This is a genomic window from Bacillus sp. 275 (genome assembly GCF_001999205.1).
In the GTDB taxonomy this organism is placed as follows: domain Bacteria; phylum Bacillota; class Bacilli; order Bacillales; family Bacillaceae; genus Bacillus; species Bacillus velezensis.
The window spans coordinates 2,731,611-2,748,495 of sequence record NZ_CP019626.1; the positions used below are offsets into that span (position 1 = coordinate 2,731,611).

22 protein-coding genes are annotated in these 16,885 nt (G+C 47.8%); 17 read left to right on the plus strand and 5 right to left on the minus strand.

From position 1 onward, the window contains the following. Window positions 1-331: 331 nt before the first annotated feature. Window positions 332-964 carry an NAAT family transporter gene (locus BZ167_RS13260; protein WP_015418237.1) on the plus strand — a complete coding sequence of 211 codons (633 nt, stop codon included), beginning with the start codon at window positions 332-334 and terminating at the stop codon, window positions 962-964. Between the two features lie 20 nt (window positions 965-984). Here BZ167_RS13260 and BZ167_RS13265 read toward each other — a convergent pair whose 3' ends face one another. Continuing rightward, entirely contained in the window at window positions 985-1,542 is a 558-nt protein-coding gene (locus tag BZ167_RS13265; RefSeq protein ID WP_014418904.1) for a GbsR/MarR family transcriptional regulator, read from the minus strand. Window positions 1,543-1,802: 260 nt separating this feature from the next. On the opposite strand from BZ167_RS13265, the gene opuCA reads away from it, so the two are divergent. From opuCA to opuCD, 4 genes are read left to right on the plus strand one after another with little or no spacing between them, the layout of a single operon-like run. After that, window positions 1,803-2,942 carry an osmoprotectant ABC transporter ATP-binding protein OpuCA gene (gene opuCA / locus BZ167_RS13270; protein WP_003151651.1) on the plus strand — a complete coding sequence of 380 codons (1,140 nt, stop codon included), beginning with the start codon at window positions 1,803-1,805 and terminating at the stop codon, window positions 2,940-2,942. Between the two features lie 19 nt (window positions 2,943-2,961). Beyond that, window positions 2,962-3,615 (plus strand): ABC transporter permease, encoded by a 654-nt coding sequence (locus BZ167_RS13275; RefSeq protein ID WP_003151654.1) that lies wholly within the window; start codon window positions 2,962-2,964, stop codon window positions 3,613-3,615. Window positions 3,616-3,652: 37 nt separating this feature from the next. After that, window positions 3,653-4,546 (plus strand): osmoprotectant ABC transporter substrate-binding lipoprotein OpuCC, encoded by an 894-nt coding sequence (gene opuCC, locus BZ167_RS13280; protein WP_099686898.1) that lies wholly within the window; start codon window positions 3,653-3,655, stop codon window positions 4,544-4,546. Window positions 4,547-4,563: 17 nt separating this feature from the next. Then, the gene (opuCD, locus tag BZ167_RS13285; RefSeq protein WP_003151658.1) at window positions 4,564-5,238 is read left to right on the plus strand and encodes a glycine betaine/carnitine/choline/choline sulfate ABC transporter permease OpuCD; all 675 of its coding nucleotides are present in this window, start codon (window positions 4,564-4,566) and stop codon (window positions 5,236-5,238) included. A 33-nt stretch (window positions 5,239-5,271) separates the two neighbouring features. Here the strand turns inward: opuCD and BZ167_RS13290 are convergent, their stop codons facing one another. After that, window positions 5,272-5,805, minus strand: coding sequence for a GbsR/MarR family transcriptional regulator (locus tag BZ167_RS13290; protein ID WP_003151660.1), 534 nt, complete (start codon window positions 5,803-5,805; stop codon window positions 5,272-5,274). 285 nt (window positions 5,806-6,090) lie between these two features. On the opposite strand from BZ167_RS13290, the gene BZ167_RS13295 reads away from it, so the two are divergent. The 9 genes from BZ167_RS13295 to BZ167_RS13335 all read left to right on the plus strand — a co-directional run bounded on the left by BZ167_RS13295 (window position 6,091) and on the right by BZ167_RS13335 (window position 13,935). Beyond that, on the plus strand, window positions 6,091-7,236 hold the full coding sequence (locus BZ167_RS13295; protein WP_031378328.1) for a betaine/proline/choline family ABC transporter ATP-binding protein: 1,146 nt from the start codon (window positions 6,091-6,093) through the stop codon (window positions 7,234-7,236). Window positions 7,237-7,252: 16 nt separating this feature from the next. Further along, on the plus strand, window positions 7,253-7,906 hold the full coding sequence (locus BZ167_RS13300; RefSeq protein ID WP_077392105.1) for an ABC transporter permease: 654 nt from the start codon (window positions 7,253-7,255) through the stop codon (window positions 7,904-7,906). Window positions 7,907-7,920: 14 nt separating this feature from the next. Then, entirely contained in the window at window positions 7,921-8,838 is a 918-nt protein-coding gene (locus tag BZ167_RS13305; protein WP_031378329.1) for an osmoprotectant ABC transporter substrate-binding protein, read from the plus strand. Between the two features lie 18 nt (window positions 8,839-8,856). Continuing rightward, complete coding sequence (locus BZ167_RS13310) at window positions 8,857-9,534, plus strand: ABC transporter permease (RefSeq protein WP_015240601.1); 678 nt, start codon at window positions 8,857-8,859, stop codon at window positions 9,532-9,534. Window positions 9,535-9,645: 111 nt separating this feature from the next. Then, complete coding sequence (locus BZ167_RS13315; RefSeq protein WP_061860882.1) at window positions 9,646-10,359, plus strand: lantibiotic protection ABC transporter ATP-binding protein; 714 nt, start codon at window positions 9,646-9,648, stop codon at window positions 10,357-10,359. Beyond that, on the plus strand, window positions 10,356-11,090 hold the full coding sequence (locus tag BZ167_RS13320) for a lantibiotic immunity ABC transporter MutE/EpiE family permease subunit (protein ID WP_061860881.1): 735 nt from the start codon (window positions 10,356-10,358) through the stop codon (window positions 11,088-11,090). The genes BZ167_RS13315 and BZ167_RS13320 overlap by 4 nt, the downstream gene beginning before the upstream one ends. Continuing rightward, the gene (locus tag BZ167_RS13325; RefSeq protein ID WP_033575162.1) at window positions 11,087-11,857 is read left to right on the plus strand and encodes a lantibiotic immunity ABC transporter MutG family permease subunit; all 771 of its coding nucleotides are present in this window, start codon (window positions 11,087-11,089) and stop codon (window positions 11,855-11,857) included. The genes BZ167_RS13320 and BZ167_RS13325 overlap by 4 nt, the downstream gene beginning before the upstream one ends. A gap of 21 nt (window positions 11,858-11,878) precedes the next feature. Next, on the plus strand, window positions 11,879-12,541 hold the full coding sequence (locus BZ167_RS13330) for a response regulator transcription factor (protein WP_007613820.1): 663 nt from the start codon (window positions 11,879-11,881) through the stop codon (window positions 12,539-12,541). Continuing rightward, a complete protein-coding gene (locus BZ167_RS13335; protein WP_077392106.1) occupies window positions 12,532-13,935 on the plus strand; it encodes a sensor histidine kinase in 1,404 nt (467 codons plus the stop codon). The genes BZ167_RS13330 and BZ167_RS13335 overlap by 10 nt, the downstream gene beginning before the upstream one ends. An 84-nt stretch (window positions 13,936-14,019) precedes the next feature. Here the strand turns inward: BZ167_RS13335 and BZ167_RS13340 are convergent, their stop codons facing one another. From BZ167_RS13340 to BZ167_RS13350, 3 genes are all read right to left on the minus strand, one after another. Beyond that, on the minus strand, window positions 14,020-14,337 hold the full coding sequence (locus tag BZ167_RS13340) for a catDE operon transcriptional regulator CatR (protein WP_003151672.1): 318 nt from the start codon (window positions 14,335-14,337) through the stop codon (window positions 14,020-14,022). 81 nt (window positions 14,338-14,418) lie between these two features. Further along, the gene (locus BZ167_RS13345) at window positions 14,419-14,850 is read right to left on the minus strand and encodes a helix-turn-helix domain-containing protein (protein WP_003151674.1); all 432 of its coding nucleotides are present in this window, start codon (window positions 14,848-14,850) and stop codon (window positions 14,419-14,421) included. Between the two features lie 24 nt (window positions 14,851-14,874). Then, window positions 14,875-15,285 (minus strand): transcriptional repressor RghR, encoded by a 411-nt coding sequence (locus BZ167_RS13350; RefSeq protein ID WP_003151677.1) that lies wholly within the window; start codon window positions 15,283-15,285, stop codon window positions 14,875-14,877. A gap of 195 nt (window positions 15,286-15,480) precedes the next feature. Here BZ167_RS13350 and BZ167_RS13355 point away from each other — a divergent pair, with 195 nt between their 5' ends. From BZ167_RS13355 to BZ167_RS13365, 3 genes are all read left to right on the plus strand, one after another. Then, window positions 15,481-15,666 carry a helix-turn-helix domain-containing protein gene (locus tag BZ167_RS13355; RefSeq protein ID WP_087920807.1) on the plus strand — a complete coding sequence of 62 codons (186 nt, stop codon included), beginning with the start codon at window positions 15,481-15,483 and terminating at the stop codon, window positions 15,664-15,666. Window positions 15,667-15,789: 123 nt separating this feature from the next. Next, window positions 15,790-16,020, plus strand: coding sequence for a preprotein translocase subunit SecG (secG, locus tag BZ167_RS13360; RefSeq protein ID WP_003151681.1), 231 nt, complete (start codon window positions 15,790-15,792; stop codon window positions 16,018-16,020). A gap of 118 nt (window positions 16,021-16,138) precedes the next feature. Beyond that, complete coding sequence (locus tag BZ167_RS13365; RefSeq protein WP_015418229.1) at window positions 16,139-16,879, plus strand: alpha/beta hydrolase; 741 nt, start codon at window positions 16,139-16,141, stop codon at window positions 16,877-16,879. Window positions 16,880-16,885: the final 6 nt, after the last annotated feature.

A 16,885-nucleotide genomic window follows, 5' to 3' on the forward strand; every position in this document is an offset into this window, starting at 1 on the left:
TCTCTATGAATTGATAATAGAGAAAAAGTACCCTTTATGGTAGAATTTTATTGGAGCTGATAGATATCATGTCTCTCGGCGCATTGATTCAGAGTGAAAAAGGAAATTAACGCATGCTGAAAAAATTGAAAATGCTTTATCGGCTGTTGAAATTCGGAAAAGGCTTATGGAGATAGCAAACAGAAAAAACCGTCCTTACAAGGACGGTTTTTTCTGTTTCCAGATTGTTCGGCTGAGGTTATAAAAAGCAGCCCCCGGGGTAAAAACCATGCATAAGAAACAGCGGAGAACAAAACATAACTCAATAACGGCAAGTCATAAGGAGGTACGCATGTTTTCATTCATCATTCATGTCTTCATTTCACTGTTTGCAGTCTCCAATCCCATCGGAAACGTGCCGATTTTTCTTTCACTGACGGAAGGGTACCCGGAGAAAGAACGGACAGCGATCGCGCGCAAGGCTTCCGTGCTGTCGTTTATCATCTTGGCGGCTTTTTTAATCTTCGGCCATCTGATCTTTAAACTGTTTGACATTAACATTCATGCCTTACGTATCGCGGGCGGCATTTTTATTTTCGGCATCGCTTATAATCTTCTGAACGCGAAGAAATCTCATGTGCAGTCTCTCCATCATGAAGAGAAAGGGGAGAGCAAGGAGAAAGCAGATATATCTGTGACGCCTTTGTCGATTCCGATTATCGCCGGACCCGGTACGATCGCGACGGTGATGAGTCTGTCGGCCGGCCATGGCGGCATCTTCCATTACATCAGCGTGCTTATCGGCATTGCGGCCGTCATCGCGATGACGTTCATCTTCTTTCACTATTCATCTTTCATCAGCAATAAGCTCGGGAAAACCGAAATGAACGTCATTACCCGGCTGATGGGGCTGATTTTGGCGGTGGTGGCGATCGGCATGATCGGCGCCGGTCTGAAAGGCATGTTCCCGATATTGGTTTCCTGACTTAAAAAAGCAGCGCCCGGTTATCTTCGGGTGCTGCTTTTTTCTATTTTCGGCACATGCTGAAACACTTCTTCACTCTCAAAAAATTCTATCAAACGGCTCAGCCAGTCATAATAATGGAGCCAATCCGTCAGTTCATCCAAAAGCTGACGGGCTTTTTCTTCAATATCGGGACTGAGATTTTCCGATTCCAGAAGCTCAGTCAGCTCGCGGTTCAGCTTTTTATAGAGCATTTTGTTTTTGCTGACCGCCTTTGTCCAATTTGCCGTAAACAGGGAGATAAACGTCTGGTAATAATCACGCTCAACGTCGTAAAGGTCTTTCCGAACGCCTTTTTCAAACACTTTTTCAGCCAGATTGGCATCGGTCATTTCGCGGACCACCTGGCTCATCCTCGTTTTGCTCATCCCGGTCGCCTCTGACAGCTCATTTAACGTCATCGGCTTGCGGTTCATATAAATAATACCGAGCACACGTCCCAGTGTGGCCGGCATTCCGAATGTATGCATATTCTCGGCGATTCTCTCAATGAGATGCTCTTCAGCATGCCCGATGATATCAAGAGCGTTTTTTTCCACGGCTGATCATCCCTTCACTGGCTTTTCATGCTGACAATATATCATATTTTTTACAGTTGATGAAAAAGATGATGCGGCAGGATATGCGAGCTATCGGGAGCGATTGTAAGAACATCCGCATTGTCAGCGGGATAACATGAAAAAATACGTATATTGTATATAATTCCAACACATTGTAAACTTTTTATTTTACAAATTTCATCTTATAATAAAGATTATACTTTTCAGAAAAATAACGGAACCCTTCGGAGGTGCACGGATTGCTGAGATTAGAAAATGTATCAAAAGTCTATAAAGGCGGAAAAAAAGCTGTCAACAGCATTGATTTAAATATCGAAAAAGGCGAGTTTATTTGTTTTATCGGGCCGAGCGGCTGCGGAAAAACGACGACGATGAAAATGATTAACAGACTGATTGAGCCGTCATCCGGAAAGATTTTTATCGATGGCGAAAACATTATGGAGCAGGACCCGGTGGAGCTGAGACGGAAAATCGGCTACGTCATTCAGCAGATCGGACTTTTCCCTCATATGACCATTCAGCAGAACATTTCCCTCGTGCCGAAACTGCTGAAATGGCCGGAACAAAAGCGGAAGGAACGGGCGCGGGAGCTTTTGAAGCTCGTCGATATGGGCCCGGAATATTTAGACCGCTATCCTCACGAGCTGAGCGGGGGACAGCAGCAGAGAATCGGCGTGCTGCGCGCCCTGGCAGCGGAACCGCCTCTTATTCTCATGGATGAACCGTTCGGAGCGCTTGACCCGATTACGCGGGATTCCCTTCAGGAAGAATTTAAAAAACTGCAAAGAACATTGAATAAAACGATTGTGTTTGTAACCCACGATATGGATGAAGCCATTAAGCTGGCTGACCGGATCGTCATTTTAAAAGCGGGAGAGATCGTTCAGGCCGGCACTCCTGATGACATCCTCAGGAATCCGGCTAATGAGTTTGTTGAAGAATTTATCGGCAAAGAACGGTTATTGCAATCAAGACCGGATATTGAACGCGTCGAGCAGATGATGAACAAAAAACCTGTCACCGTTACGGCGGACAAAACGCTTTCGCAGGCGATACAGGTGATGCGGGAACACCGTGTCGATTCCCTGCTTGTCGTTGATGACCTGAATGTGCTGCAAGGATATGTTGATGTCGAAATCATTGATCAGAACCGGAAAAAAGCGAGCCTCGTCGGCGACGTGCTCCGCTCTGATCTGTATACAGTCGAGCAGGGGACACTGCTGCGCGATACCGTACGCAAAATTTTAAAGCGCGGAATGAAATATGTACCCGTCGTTGATGAACAAAGGCATTTAGTCGGAATTGTCACGAGAGCGAGCCTTGTCGACATCGTTTACGATTCAATCTGGGGCGAGGAAGACCAGCTGGTGACAGGCTGACAAGGGAGGAACGCTTACAATGAATGAAATGATCAAGTTTTTGCAGACGAACGGCGGAGAACTGTTATATAAAACGTGGGAGCATTTATACATTTCGATTATCGCCGTCATATTAGGTATTGTCGTCGCCGTTCCGCTCGGAGTGGCGCTGACGAGAATGAAAAAGGGCGCAGGCGCCGTCATCGGCGCCGTCAACATTGTGCAGACCTTGCCGAGTCTCGCGATACTGGCGTTTTTTATCCCGCTGTTAGGCGTGGGAAAGGTGCCCGCGATCGTCGCGCTGTTTTTCTATTCGGTGCTGCCGATTCTCCGGAACACGTATACCGGCATTCAAGGCGTAAACAAAAATCTGCTGGAATCGGGAAAAGGCATCGGCATGACGGTCTGGGAGCAGATCAGGCTTGTGGAACTGCCGCTTGCGGTTCCGGTGATCATGGCGGGCATCCGCACATCCACCATTTATCTGATCGGCTGGGCGACGCTTGCTTCCTTTATCGGGGGCGGCGGGCTCGGAGACTATATTTTTATCGGCCTGAATCTCTATCAGCCTGAATATATTATCGGCGGCGCCGTGCCAGTCACCATTTTAGCCATTATCATTGATTATCTGCTGGCGGCGACGGAACGGAAGGTGACGCCGAAAGGGCTGAAAGGACTGAAGGAAGTATCATAAGGAGTTGGCTGTTGTGAAAAGAAACCAAAAGAGATGGATGTGCGGACTGGCGCTGTCAGCTGCTCTGCTTCTAGGCGGCTGTTCCCTTCCCGGCCTGAGCGGGGCTTCCGATGATACGATTAAAATCGGGGCGCAAAGCATGACGGAATCAGAAATTATCGCCAATATGATCGCACAGATGATTGAGCACAATACAGACTTGAATACGGCATTAATTAAAAACCTCGGATCGAACTATGTCCAGCAGCAAGCGATGCTCGGCGGTGAAATCGATATCGCCGCGACGCGCTACTCGGGAACGGATTTAACGAGCACCCTCGGCATGGAAGCGGAAAAAGACCCGAAAAAAGCATTATCCATCGTACAGAAAGAATTTGAGAAACGCTTCCATTACAAATGGTTTGATTCTTACGGATTTGAGAACACATACGCTTTTACCGTCACGAAAGAGCTCGCGGAAAAAGACCATTTAGACAAAGTGTCCGATATTAAGAAGCATGCGGATCAATTTAAGCTCGGTGTAGACAATGCGTGGCTGAAAAGAAAAGGTGACGGCTATAAGGGCTTTACCGACACGTACGGCTTTGAATTCGGCACAACCTATCCGATGCAGATCGGACTTGTATACGATGCCGTGAAAAACGGGAAAATGGACGCCGTCCTCGCTTATTCAACGGACGGACGGATTAAAGCGTACGATCTGAAAATTTTAAAAGACGACAAGCAGTTTTTCCCGCCGTATGACTGTTCGCCGGTCATTCCCGACAGCGTGCTGAAGCAGCATCCTGAACTGAAGGGCATTGTGAATAAACTGATCGGCAAAATCGATACGGAAACGATGCAGGAATTGAATTACGAGGTGGATGGCAAGCTGAAAGAACCGTCCGTCGTCGCTAAAGAATTTTTGGAGAAACATCATTATTTTGAATAAGAAATGAGGTGGAGCAAATGGAAGTGCTGCAGCAGCTCGGCACTTATTATTCTCAAAACGGCGCCTATGTGCTTCAGGAGTTTTACCGCCATTTTCTCATGTCGGTATACGGCGTTTTATTTGCGGCGATCGTCGGGGTTCCGCTCGGCATCTTCATTGCCAGGTACAGAACATTAAGCGGCTGGGTATTCGCGGTGACAAACGTGATTCAGACCGTGCCGGCGCTTGCGATGCTTGCGGTGCTGATGCTCGTCATGGGGCTCGGCGCCAATACGGTGATATTGTCGCTGTTTTTATATTCGCTTCTTCCGATCATCCGGAATACGTACACGGGAATCGCCAGCATTGAACACGCTTATCTTGAATCGGGAAAAGCGATGGGCATGACCAAATTTCAGGTGCTCCGCATGGTGGAGCTGCCGCTTGCGCTTTCCGTCATCATGGCGGGGCTGCGGACGGCGCTCGTCATCGCGATCGGCATTACGGCAATCGGTACGTTTGTCGGCGCGGGCGGACTCGGTGACATTATTGTCAGGGGCTCAAACGCCACGAACGGAACCGCGATTATTTTGGCCGGCGCCATTCCGACAGCGCTGATGGCCGTTATCGCAGATCTTGTGATGGCATGGCTGGAGCGGGCGCTGAGTCCGGTGAGAAAGAAAAAACGAACCAAAGCGCCGAATGCGGCATGAAAAAAACGCCTTGCGGGTCAGGGCGTTTTTTTCTTATGGCTTCGGAACATGCTTGAAAATTTCTTCGCTTTCAAAAAACTCGATCAGACGGCTGATCCAGTTGTAGTAATCAAGCCAATCCTTTAATTCTTTCAGCAGTTCGTTGATTTTTTCCTCAGCTTCTTCCGGCACGCCGTTTTCAAGGACGGCCGTCAGTTCGCGGTTCAGCTTTTTATGCATCATTTTATTTTTGCTGACGACCTTGCTCCAGGTGGCCGTAAACAGCGTAATAAAGGTTTGGTAATAATCCTGCTCGACGTCGTATAAATCTTTGCGGACGCCTTTTTCAAACACTTTTTCCGCCAGATTGACGTCAAGCATTTCACGGACCGCCTGACTCATTCTCGTCTTGCTCATGCCGGTCGCTTCTGATAATTCAGTTAAGGTCATCGGCTTGCGGTTCATATAAATAATGCCTAAAATGCGCCCCACCGTCGCGGGCATTCCGAATGTATGCATATTTTCAGCGATTCGTTCTATCAAATGATCTTCAGCTTGTTCGATTACGTGTAACGGATCTTTCTCCAACAGTTTCAATCCTTTCAGTCAGCAATTCCGATGTCAATATACCACATTTTTAAACCGGCGGAAATGCTCTTCCGAGAGAATTTGGCAGTAATCCGGAGCAATAAGAAGAACTTTGCCGGTCAATACGGGTTAATCAGTGCTTACACAACCTTTATATATAATATGGACAAATTGTAAACTTTTTAATTTACAAAGTTTAATTTATAATGGAAAACGTTCAATTGTCTGAAAAGTTAAATTTGAATTTAACGAATTGAATAAACTTAATCATGGAGGTGTGAGTGTTTGCTGACATTAGAAAATGTCTCGAAAATGTATAAAGGCGGGAAAAAAGCCGTCAACAGCATCAACCTGAATATCGCCAAAGGCGAATTTATTTGTTTTATCGGACCGAGCGGCTGCGGCAAAACGACGACGATGAAAATGATCAACCGCTTAATTGAACCGACAGAAGGCAGAATCCTGATAGAGGGCCGAAACATTATGGAACAAGACCCGGTGGAACTCAGAAGAAGCATCGGCTATGTCATCCAGCAGATCGGGCTGTTTCCGCATATGACCATTCAGCAGAACATTACGCTCGTTCCGAAGCTTTTAAAGCATCCTGCCGAAAAACGGAAGGAACGGGCGCGGGAGCTTTTAAAGCTCGTTGATATGGGGCCTGAATATTTAGACCGTTACCCTCATGAACTGAGCGGAGGACAGCAGCAGCGAATAGGTGTATTACGGGCACTTGCCGCAGAGCCGCCGCTCATCTTAATGGATGAACCGTTCGGGGCGCTTGACCCGATTACGAGAGATTCCCTTCAGGAAGAATTTAAAAAACTGCAAAAAACCTTACATAAAACCATCGTATTTGTTACCCATGATATGGACGAGGCCATCAAACTTGCGGACAGAATCGTCATTCTGAAAGCGGGAGAAATCGTCCAGGCCGGAACGCCTGATGAGATTCTCAGATTTCCGGCGAATGAATTTGTTGAGGAGTTTATCGGCAAGGAACGGCTGATCCAATCATCCAGCCCTGATATTGAACGGGTGGAGCAGATCATGAATCCCGATCCCGTGACGGTAACACCTGAGAAAACACTGTCAGCCGCCATTCAGCTGATGCGTGCCGAGCGGGTGGATTCGCTGCTCGTCATTGATGAAAAGAACGTTCTCCAAGGTTATGTCGATGTGGAGATGATTGACCGCAAACGAAGACAGGCGGTAACCGTCGCGGAAGTGCTTGACCGGGATCTGTACACGGTCAGAAGCGGCACTCTGCTCCGCGACGCCGTCCATAAAATTTTAAAAAGAGGCATGAAATTTGTGCCGGTCCTTGATGAAGCCGGCCGGCTAACGGGAATCGTGACAAGGGCAAGCCTCGTTGACATCGTCTATGACTCCATCTGGGGAGAAGAAAATCAGCTCGCGGTGATGTCATGAGGAGGCTTCAATTGATATGAATCAGACCGTGCAATTTTTACAGGCAAATGGAGGAGAGATGCTTTATAAAACATGGGAGCATCTGTACATCTCATTAATCGCCGTCATGGCGGGCATTCTCGCCGCCGTTCCGCTCGGTGTCGTGCTGACGAGGATGAAAAGAGGAGCCGGCGCCGTCATCGGCATCGTCAACATCATTCAAACCTTGCCGAGCCTTGCCATTCTTGCGTTTTTTATTCCGCTTTTAGGCGTAGGAAAGGTCCCGGCCGTTGTGGCGCTGTTTTTCTATTCCATGCTGCCGATTCTCAGAAACACGTATACGGGGATTCTCGGCGTCAATCGGCATCTTCTGGAATCGGGAAAAGGAATCGGCATGACGGCATGGGAGCAGATCAGGCTTGTAGAGCTCCCGCTTGCCGCTCCGGTCATCATGGCGGGCATCAGGACGTCTTCGATTTATTTAATCGGCTGGGCGACGCTCGCCTCCTTTATCGGCGGAGGCGGGCTGGGAGATTACATTTTTATCGGCTTGAACCTTTACCAGCCGGAGTATATTATCGCAGGCGCCGTTCCGGTCACGATGCTGGCGGCAGCCGTCGATTACATGCTGGGGATGACAGAACGGAAAGTCACGCCTGACGGGCTGAAAAGCATAAAGGACGCTTCATAAGGAGGAGGTCTCTCATGGGGAATAGATGCAAAAAACGGCTGCTCGCAATCGCCTGTATCGGCATGCTGCTCCTTGGCGGATGCTCGCTCCCGGGATTGAGCGCCGCATCGGAGGACACCATTAAAATCGGCGCGCAAAGCATGACCGAATCGGAAATCATCGCGAGCATGCTCGGACAGATGATCGAACATCACAGCGGGTTGAAAACATCCGTTATTAAAAATCTCGGCTCCAATGCCGTACAGCAGCAATCCTTGATAAACGGTGATATTGATATCGCCGCGACGCGCTATACAGGAGACGCGCTGACCGGGACGCTTCGCATGGAGCCGGAAAAAGACCCGGACAAAGCGCTGCGGCTCGTTCAGCGTGAATTTCAAAACAGATATGACATGAAATGGTTTGATTCTTACGGCTTTGATAATACATACGTCTTTACCGTTTCCGGACAGCTTGCCAGCAAATACCATTTAGAATCGGTATCCGATGTCAAAAAAGAAGCGTCTCATCTGAAATTCGGCGTCGATAACTACTGGATGAAGCTGAGAGGCAACGGATATCAGGATTTTATGAACACATACGGAATGTCATTTGAAGGCACGTATCCGATGCAGATCGGCCTTGTTTACGACGCGCTGAAAAGCAGAAAGATGGATATCGCGCTCGCTTATTCCACCGACGGAAGAATCATCGCTTACGGACTGAAAACGCTGAAGGATGATAAGCGGTTCTTTCCTCCGTATGACTGTTCACCCGTCGTTCCGGATCAAGTATTAAAAGAGCATCCCGAACTGGAGGGCGTGATCAATAAAATGATCGGCGCGATTGATACAAAGATGATGCAGAAAATGAATTACGAAGTTGACGGCCGATTAAAAGAGCCGTCCGTCGTGGCCAAGGAATATTTAGAAAAACATCATTACTTTGAATAACGGAAAGGAGATGTGCGGATGGACACGATGAAGGAGCTGTTTACGTATTATGCTCAAAACGGCAGTTATGTTCTGTATGAGTGCTGGCGGCACTTTCTCATGTCGGCGTACGGCGTCGTTTTCGCCGCCGTTCTCGCCATTCCGGCCGGAATTGTGACAGCAAGGCACGGGCGTCTCGCCGGCTGGGTGTTTGCTGTGGCGAACGTGATTCAAACCGTTCCGGCGCTTGCGATGCTCGCCGTCCTGATGCTCGTCATGGGACTCGGCGCCAATACGGTCATCACGGCTTTGTTTTTGTATTCACTGCTGCCGATTCTCAGAAATACGCACACGGGCATTATCAATATCGAGCACGCTTATCTCGAGTCGGGAAAGGCGATGGGCATGACGAAATACCAAATCCTTCGTATGGTGGAGCTGCCGCTTGCGCTTTCCGTCATTATGGCGGGTCTCCGAACGGCGCTCGTCATTGCGATCGGCATCACGGCAATCGGCACCTTCGTCGGCGCAGGCGGCCTCGGGGATATGATCGTCAGAGGCTCGAACGCGACAAACGGAACCGCCATTATTTTGGCGGGCGCCATCCCGACCGCGCTGATGGCGGTAGCCGCAGACCTGCTGATGGCGTGGCTGGAACGAGCCCTCAGCCCGGTGAAAAAACAAAAAAGAAAGCTGATCGTACGCTCAGCCTCATGAAAAAAAGCATTCTTCCGCGTGAAGGATGCTTTTTTTTGATTTCTTGATTAAATTTTGATAACTGCGCTGTAAAGTCTTACTTATCAAATAACAAAGCAGAGGGGTAATCATATGAGCAACATCTTAGAAACGAGACAGCTGCAAAAATCATTCGGCAGACAACAGGCAGTGGCTGATGTGTCTCTATCGGTTAAGCGAAACAGTATTTACGGCCTGCTCGGTCCGAACGGCGCGGGAAAATCAACGACACTTAAAATATTGACCGGCATGCTGCAGCAAACATCCGGCAAGGTTCTGTTCGACGGACATACATGGAAGCGCGAAGATTTGAAAAGCATCGGTTCCCTGATTGAAGCGCCGCCGCTTTACAGCAACCTGACAGCCGCTGAAAATCTGAAAGTCCGCTGCGTGATGCTCGGACTGCCTGATTCAAGGATTGCGGAAGTGTTGGAAATCACGGGATTAACGGGAACCGGAAAAAAGCGCGCCGGACAATTTTCCATGGGGATGAAACAGCGTCTCGGCATTGCGTTAGCATTATTAAACCGTCCGTCGCTTTTAATTCTTGATGAGCCGACAAACGGATTGGACCCGATGGGAATTCAGGATTTGCGGGAATTTATCCGCTCCCTGCCCGGACAGGGAATGACGGTGATTTTATCTAGCCACCTGTTATCAGAAGTCGAGCAGATCGCAGACCATATCGGAATTATCAGTGACGGCGTTTTAGGATATCAGGGAGAAATCAGCCGGGAAGACGATCTGGAGCGGCTGTTTCTGGAGGTAGTCAAATCAACACGGGAGAAAGCGGGGACAGGAAAATGATTCAGTACATGCAGGCGGAACACCTTACATCTAAAAGAACATTTATCAGAAAGCTGATCATTCTAATCCCGCTTCTGAACACGGCTTTTTCTTTTCTGCTGAATGCCGCCTATTTTATGACGGGCACGTTCAATTGGTGGGCGGTTATTTTCATGCCGCTCATGATTGCTCTAATGTGCGGTTTATCTGTTAAAAAAGAGAAAAAATCAGCGAATGACCGTGCGGTGTACTCACTGCCGGCTGACTTGAAGAGCATATGGTTCTCAAAAATAAGCTTGATCGCGCTGTATTCACTCCTGTCGCAAATCGTCTTTTTAGTCATCATGTTTTTTCTTGGCCTTGTGTTTCCGGCAATTGCTGCGGTTCAGCTGAAAGGTATTGAAGCAAGCTCCCTTTTGTGGCTGTCTACGCTTTGGGAAATTCCGTTCTGCTTATGGATTGCCAGACAGTTCGGGTTTACGGCAGTCATCCTCATGAATATGATCGCCGCCTTTGTTTTAGGCATTGTGCCGGCGTCAGGTTCATTGTGGTGGCTGAGTCCGTGGAGCTGGTCAGTCCGGGTGATGTCACCGATTCTCGGGATCCATCCGAACGGAATTCCGCTTCCCGCAAACAGCGGCTTATTAAACGGAAACGTGATCATTCCGGCTATTATTCTTTCTATTCTTTCTTTTATCGCGGTAAGTTTTGTTTCCGCCGTGTCTTTTTCAAAAGGGGGAAACCGGTCATGACCGTGCTTTTACGATATATGTGGGCCGATGTATTAAAAATGAAGCGTACGCCGCTCATATGGATGCATGCTGCGGCGCCGGTTTTATGCGCGGGATTTTTCCTGTTGTATATGTATGGAAGGGTTCAGGAGCCTTATATGCTGTACAGTGTGTTTTTCAGCGCGATTGCTGTTTTATACCCTTTCATCATCAGTATTGTCTGCGGCATGTCTGCCTCGGTTGAGGAACAGGCGGGCCGTTTTCAGATGATGCTGGCGGTTCCGCATTCTAAAATCATCAGTTTTGCGGGCAAGCTGCTTTTGCTGCTCCTATTGAATGTGTTTTCGGTAGGTCTCGCCATCTGTCTTTATTTGGCGGGGATGAAATTTGTTCTTCACATCAATGATCTCCCGTATCTTCTCTTTTTAAAAGGAGGGGCGTGGCTGATTGCCGGCAGTATTCCGCTTTATATGATGTCTTTTTTTGTCGGCATAAAGTACGGCATGGGACCGTCCGGGCTTTTAGGGGGTGCGGGATTATTAATGGCGGCGCTCATGAATACGGGACTTGGCGATATCATCTGGCGTTTTTTTCCGTGGGCATGGAGCGTGCGGCTTTCAGGCCTTGCAGGACTGCTGCATTTTGACAAAGTCAAAAAAGAGTTCCTCCCTTATGTAAGATACGATATGAGATTCGGAGAAATAATGTTATATTTTTCTATAGTGATATTATGTCTGGCCGGCCTTTATTGGTGCAGAAGATGGGAAGGGCGGCGTTCATATGAATAAAGGCAAGGAGCGATTCGGCCGGTGGCAAACATTTTAGCAATTGATGATGAAAAAGATATTCTCGTTCTGATCAGAAACATTTTACAGCGTGATCAGCATACAGTAACGATTCTGGAAAAAGCGGAGGATCAGTCATTGGATTTTTTTCAAGGCTATGATTTGATTCTTCTTGATGTCATGATGCCCGGAACAGACGGGATTGAACTCTGCCGGCGGATTCGCCCGCTGGTGGACAGCCCGATCCTGTTTTTAACAGCAAAGTCTGACGAAGAATCCATTGTGAAAGGCCTCATGACAGGCGCTGATGATTACATCACAAAGCCGTTCGGCGTACAGGAATTGATGGCAAGGGTAAACGCGCATGTCAGAAGGGAACGGCGGGAAAAGCATCAGACGAAACGGCTGATATCAGGCTTCATGTTTGATTTTGACAATAAAGAAGTATGGATTGATGATCGGAAACTGCCTCTTACGAAAAACGAATATAAAATCGTTGAATGTCTGGCACAGCATAAAAACAGAACATTCTCACGGGAGCAGATTTACGAGGAAGTGTACGGCTTGGACGGCGATGCGCTCTATTCAACCATTACGGAGTTTATCAGAACCATCCGGAAAAAATGTAAAGAACACGGGGCTGATCCGATCAAAACGGTGTGGGGTGTCGGATACAAATGGGAATAGCAAAAGGAAAATCCAGCATCCGCAAAGAGCTTGTCAAATTTACGATCACACTGTGTCTGAGCACGATGGGGGTGGCGGCATTATGTGTCGCCTTAAATGCCATTGCCATGAATGCCGGAGCGATCCTGCCCGCAAACTACAGCGAGCATGAGGCGGAACAGATCAAACCCCGCCTGAAATCAGCGGAAAAGATAACAGAAGACATGATCCCCGCAGGTATGACATACGCCGTTTTTGATAAAAAAACAAAGCGGATGACAAAAGGAACGATGACGGAACAAGATGCGGCCAACGCGAGAAAAAAGATTCAGCATCAGCCGTATTTTAATTATGCACAAAAAGGATTCATGGTGATAAATCGGAAAGATGAATACGGCGTTCTCCAATATTCACTCAGGTCGGAATTTCAGTCGCCGCTGTTAAGGCGCTATCTGCCGAATTATGAATGGACGGGTCTTACGATTCTGATCACTTTGCTTCTTTTGACCGTTTTTATCGTGACGACGCGTTTCGCCAATCAGCTGAGACGGCATTTCCGCACACTCAGCTCCATTACGGCAAGCATTCAAAAACAGAATTTAAATATCAATCCAAAAAGGTCTCGCATAAAGGAATTTGACGATGTCATTGACTCTCTGCTGAAAATGAAAGACGCGCTTCAGGCATCTTTGGCGGCGCAGTGGGAGGCGGAGCGGATAAAGAAAGAACAAATCGGCGCGCTTGCGCATGATATTAAAATTCCGGCAACGATCATTAAAGGAAATGCCGAGCTGCTTCAGTTAACAGAGCCTGATGAGGAGCAGGCGGAATATGCGCAGTATATTCTGGATGCCGGAAACAAAATCGAGCATTATGTCGGACAGCTGATCCAGCTTTCTAAAGCGGAAGAGGCAGTTGCCGTTCATGTGGAATATACCGACCTCAAAGAGTGGATTCAAAACATATATCGTGACGCGGCGGCGCTTGCGGGGCCGAAACAGATTGATCTCGTCCTCAGCGAACGGGGAATTGACCGAATTGAAGCGCCGATCGATCATGAGCTGCTCCACAGGGCGGTCATGAATATCGCGGCAAATGCCGTCGACTATACGCCGGAAGGAGGGGAAATCCGTGTGGACGTCCTGTGCACCGCTTCCGCCCTCCATCTCGCCGTATCCGACAGCGGAAGCGGGTTCTCGCCGGAAGCGCTGAAAAGAGCGACACAGCTTTTTTACACGGAGGATAAAAGCAGACATTCGGCGGGGCATCACGGCATGGGGCTTACATTCGCCCATCATGTCGTACATCTTCACCACGGCGAATTAATACTTGAAAATCAGGAGTCTGGAGGAGCCCGGGCGGAGATTCGAATTCCGCTGGAAGGCGTCAGACAAAAACAAGCCCTGCACGCCTGAGGGCTTGTTTTTCTGTTTAAGAAAAGCAAAAATAAAAACGGCTGTCCGTTTGAGAGATCAGCCGCTTATGCGGAAAAGAGTTTATCAGGAAGGATCAATCCATGTTGAAGACCACTTGGAAATTTCCTCTAAAATAGGGGCTAATGCGCAGCCTTTTTCCGTTAAAGAATACTCAATGCGGACAGGCGTTTCGGGGATAACATCCCGTTTGATGACACCTTCTGTTTCAAGTTCTTTCAGACGTTCTGACAAGACTCTTCCGCTTAAATTCGGAAGCGCCGCTTCAATTTCGCTAAATCGCTGCTGTCCGTTCAATAACTGAAAGACGATTAGAGCCACCCAGCGTTTACTTAGGATGTCGACCGCTTTTTCGAATCTGGGGCACATTTCTGATTGGTTCATGCTTTTTCACCTCGTCTTCTGCTATTATACCGCAAAATCGGAGGGAACGTACGTCTGGCGCTTGTTAAGTTGAGGAGAGGATCAAAAAGAGGATGAGGAATCCGGGGAGCGCTTTTTCGCTTCAGCCGCGATAAAATCAAAGTATTTGCTGACGCTTTCAATATCTTCTTTTGTGAAATGCTGCCACTTTTTGCTGTCAAACAGCGGCAGATGCTCCGCGCCTCTGTCAACGGCGGTCTGATAGATGGCGCAGATGGATTGATAGCTTTCGGAGGTTTCGCGGATTTCTTCCTGAAATGCCTTGATGTGTCCGGCCCGCGCCATTAACTCCTCGTACGGAATTTTTAATGTGTCCGCCAATTTTCGGATGGTCGCGGGTTTAGGAATGCCGCGGTGCCCGTTTTCAATTCTGGAAATGGTCGCCGAGCTGACGCCGGAATAGACGGCAAGCTGATTGACGGTAAGCTTCCGGGCGCGGCGCAGCTCTCTTAATTGCTTTCCGAATGTGTTCAATAAGATCGCCTCACATGTGCAAAGTCATGAGTCTTCATTTGTTCTTTTTTTGGCTTCAGCCGATAAGAACGCAAAGTATTTATCAAGCAGAACCAAGTCTTCTTTCGACAGGTGCCGCCAGTTCTCCCGCTCCAATAGGGATAAATCATGCAGCTCATACGTTTCGGCTTTTTCCAGCAAGGTGCAGCCCGTGTCGTACGGGGCTCTCGTTTCCTGAACGGTCTCTATATATCCCGCCGTCTGCATCAGTTCCTCATACGGGATTTTTAACGCATCTGCGAGCTTTTTAATGGTTGCAGGTTTCGGCACCCCGCGTTTGCCGTTTTCAATCCGCGAGATTCCCGCGGCGCTGACGCCTGAATACGTTGCCAGCTGATTCACTGTCAGATGCCTTTTTTCCCGCAATGTCCGCAATTGTTTCCCGAAACTTTCCACAGTCTTTCCCCCTCCCGCGGTCTATTTATATTCTAGTATGTTTATTGACTAAAGGGAATAGCCAGGCTGGAAAAGTATTGACAAAAGTTAACAAAAGCCGTATCTTATGTATAAGAAAGAAAGTATTTGACAGAACGGAAGGTGAAGAAAGTGGTCGAAAAGATACAGATCAGAAGAGATTATGTGCTGCAGTATATGGTCAATAATGACTACTCGTTAAACCAGCTCGCCCTGGAGATCGGAATATCTCCCGCCACACTGAGCCGTGTACTGAATGGAGAGCGGAGGCCGGGCCAGCTGGTCATCGGAAAAATGCTCTATTACTTTGACATGAAATTTGAAGATCTTTTTTACTACGACTTTGTTGACAAAAGTCAATGATGATGGAAGATTCAAACGCATTTCCGTTTTTCTGACATGATGTGCACCGATACGGCGTGACATGCCTTTGTTTTTCATGTAAAATAGAAGCAATGTAGGCCAGTCAGTCTGGAGGTGTATGGGATGCACACATTATTGATTACCTTATTGGTCATCGTCAGTATTGCACTTATTATTGTCGTATTGCTTCAAACCAGCAAAAGCGCCGGTTTATCGGGTGCAATTTCAGGCGGGGCGGAGCAGCTTTTCGGAAAACAGAAAGCAAGGGGCCTTGATCTGATTCTTCACCGCACAACCGTTGTGCTGGCAGTCTTGTTTTTCGTGTTGACGATTTCGCTGGCGTATATCGTATAAGGCAATGTTTGTATAAGGTCTGATTTAATATCAGGCCTTTTTCTTGTTGAGAGACGGCGTTTGTTTCTCGCAAAACTGTGGAAAACTAAATTGAATGTGCAAAAAAGGGGTTATGAGCATGAAAATTGTGACACCAAAACCATTTACATTTAAAGGCGGAGACAAAGCGGTGCTTCTGCTGCACGGATTTACGGGAAATACGGCAGACGTCAGAATGCTCGGCCGCTACTTGAATGAGCGCGGCTACACTTGTCACGCGCCTCAATATAAAGGGCACGGCGTTCCGCCGGAAGAACTGGTACATACGGGGCCTGAAGATTGGTGGAAAGACGTCATGGACGGTTATGAGTATTTACGGTCTGAAGGCTATGAAAACATTGCGGCCTGCGGACTGTCGCTTGGCGGGGTTTTTTCATTGAAATTGGGTTACACTGTACCCATAAAGGGAATTGTTCCTATGTGTGCGCCGATGCACATTAAAAGTGAAAAGGTTATGTACGAAGGAGTTCTTTCCTACGCGCGCAATTATAAAAAATTCGAAGGAAAACAGCCGGAGCAGATTGAAAAGGAAATGAAGGAGTTTGAAAAAACACCGATGAATACGCTCAAATCGCTTCAGGAGCTGATTGCCGATGTGCGCAAAAACGTCGACATGATCTATTCCCCGACATTTGTGGTTCAGGCACGGCATGACCATATGATTAATACAGAAAGTGCGAACATCATTTACAACGAGGTGGAAACGGACGACAAACAGCTGAAATGGTATGAAGAATCAGGCCATGTCATTACGCTCGATAAAGAACGGGACCTCGTTCATCAGGATGTGTACGAATTTTTAGAGAAACTCGATTGGTAACAAACA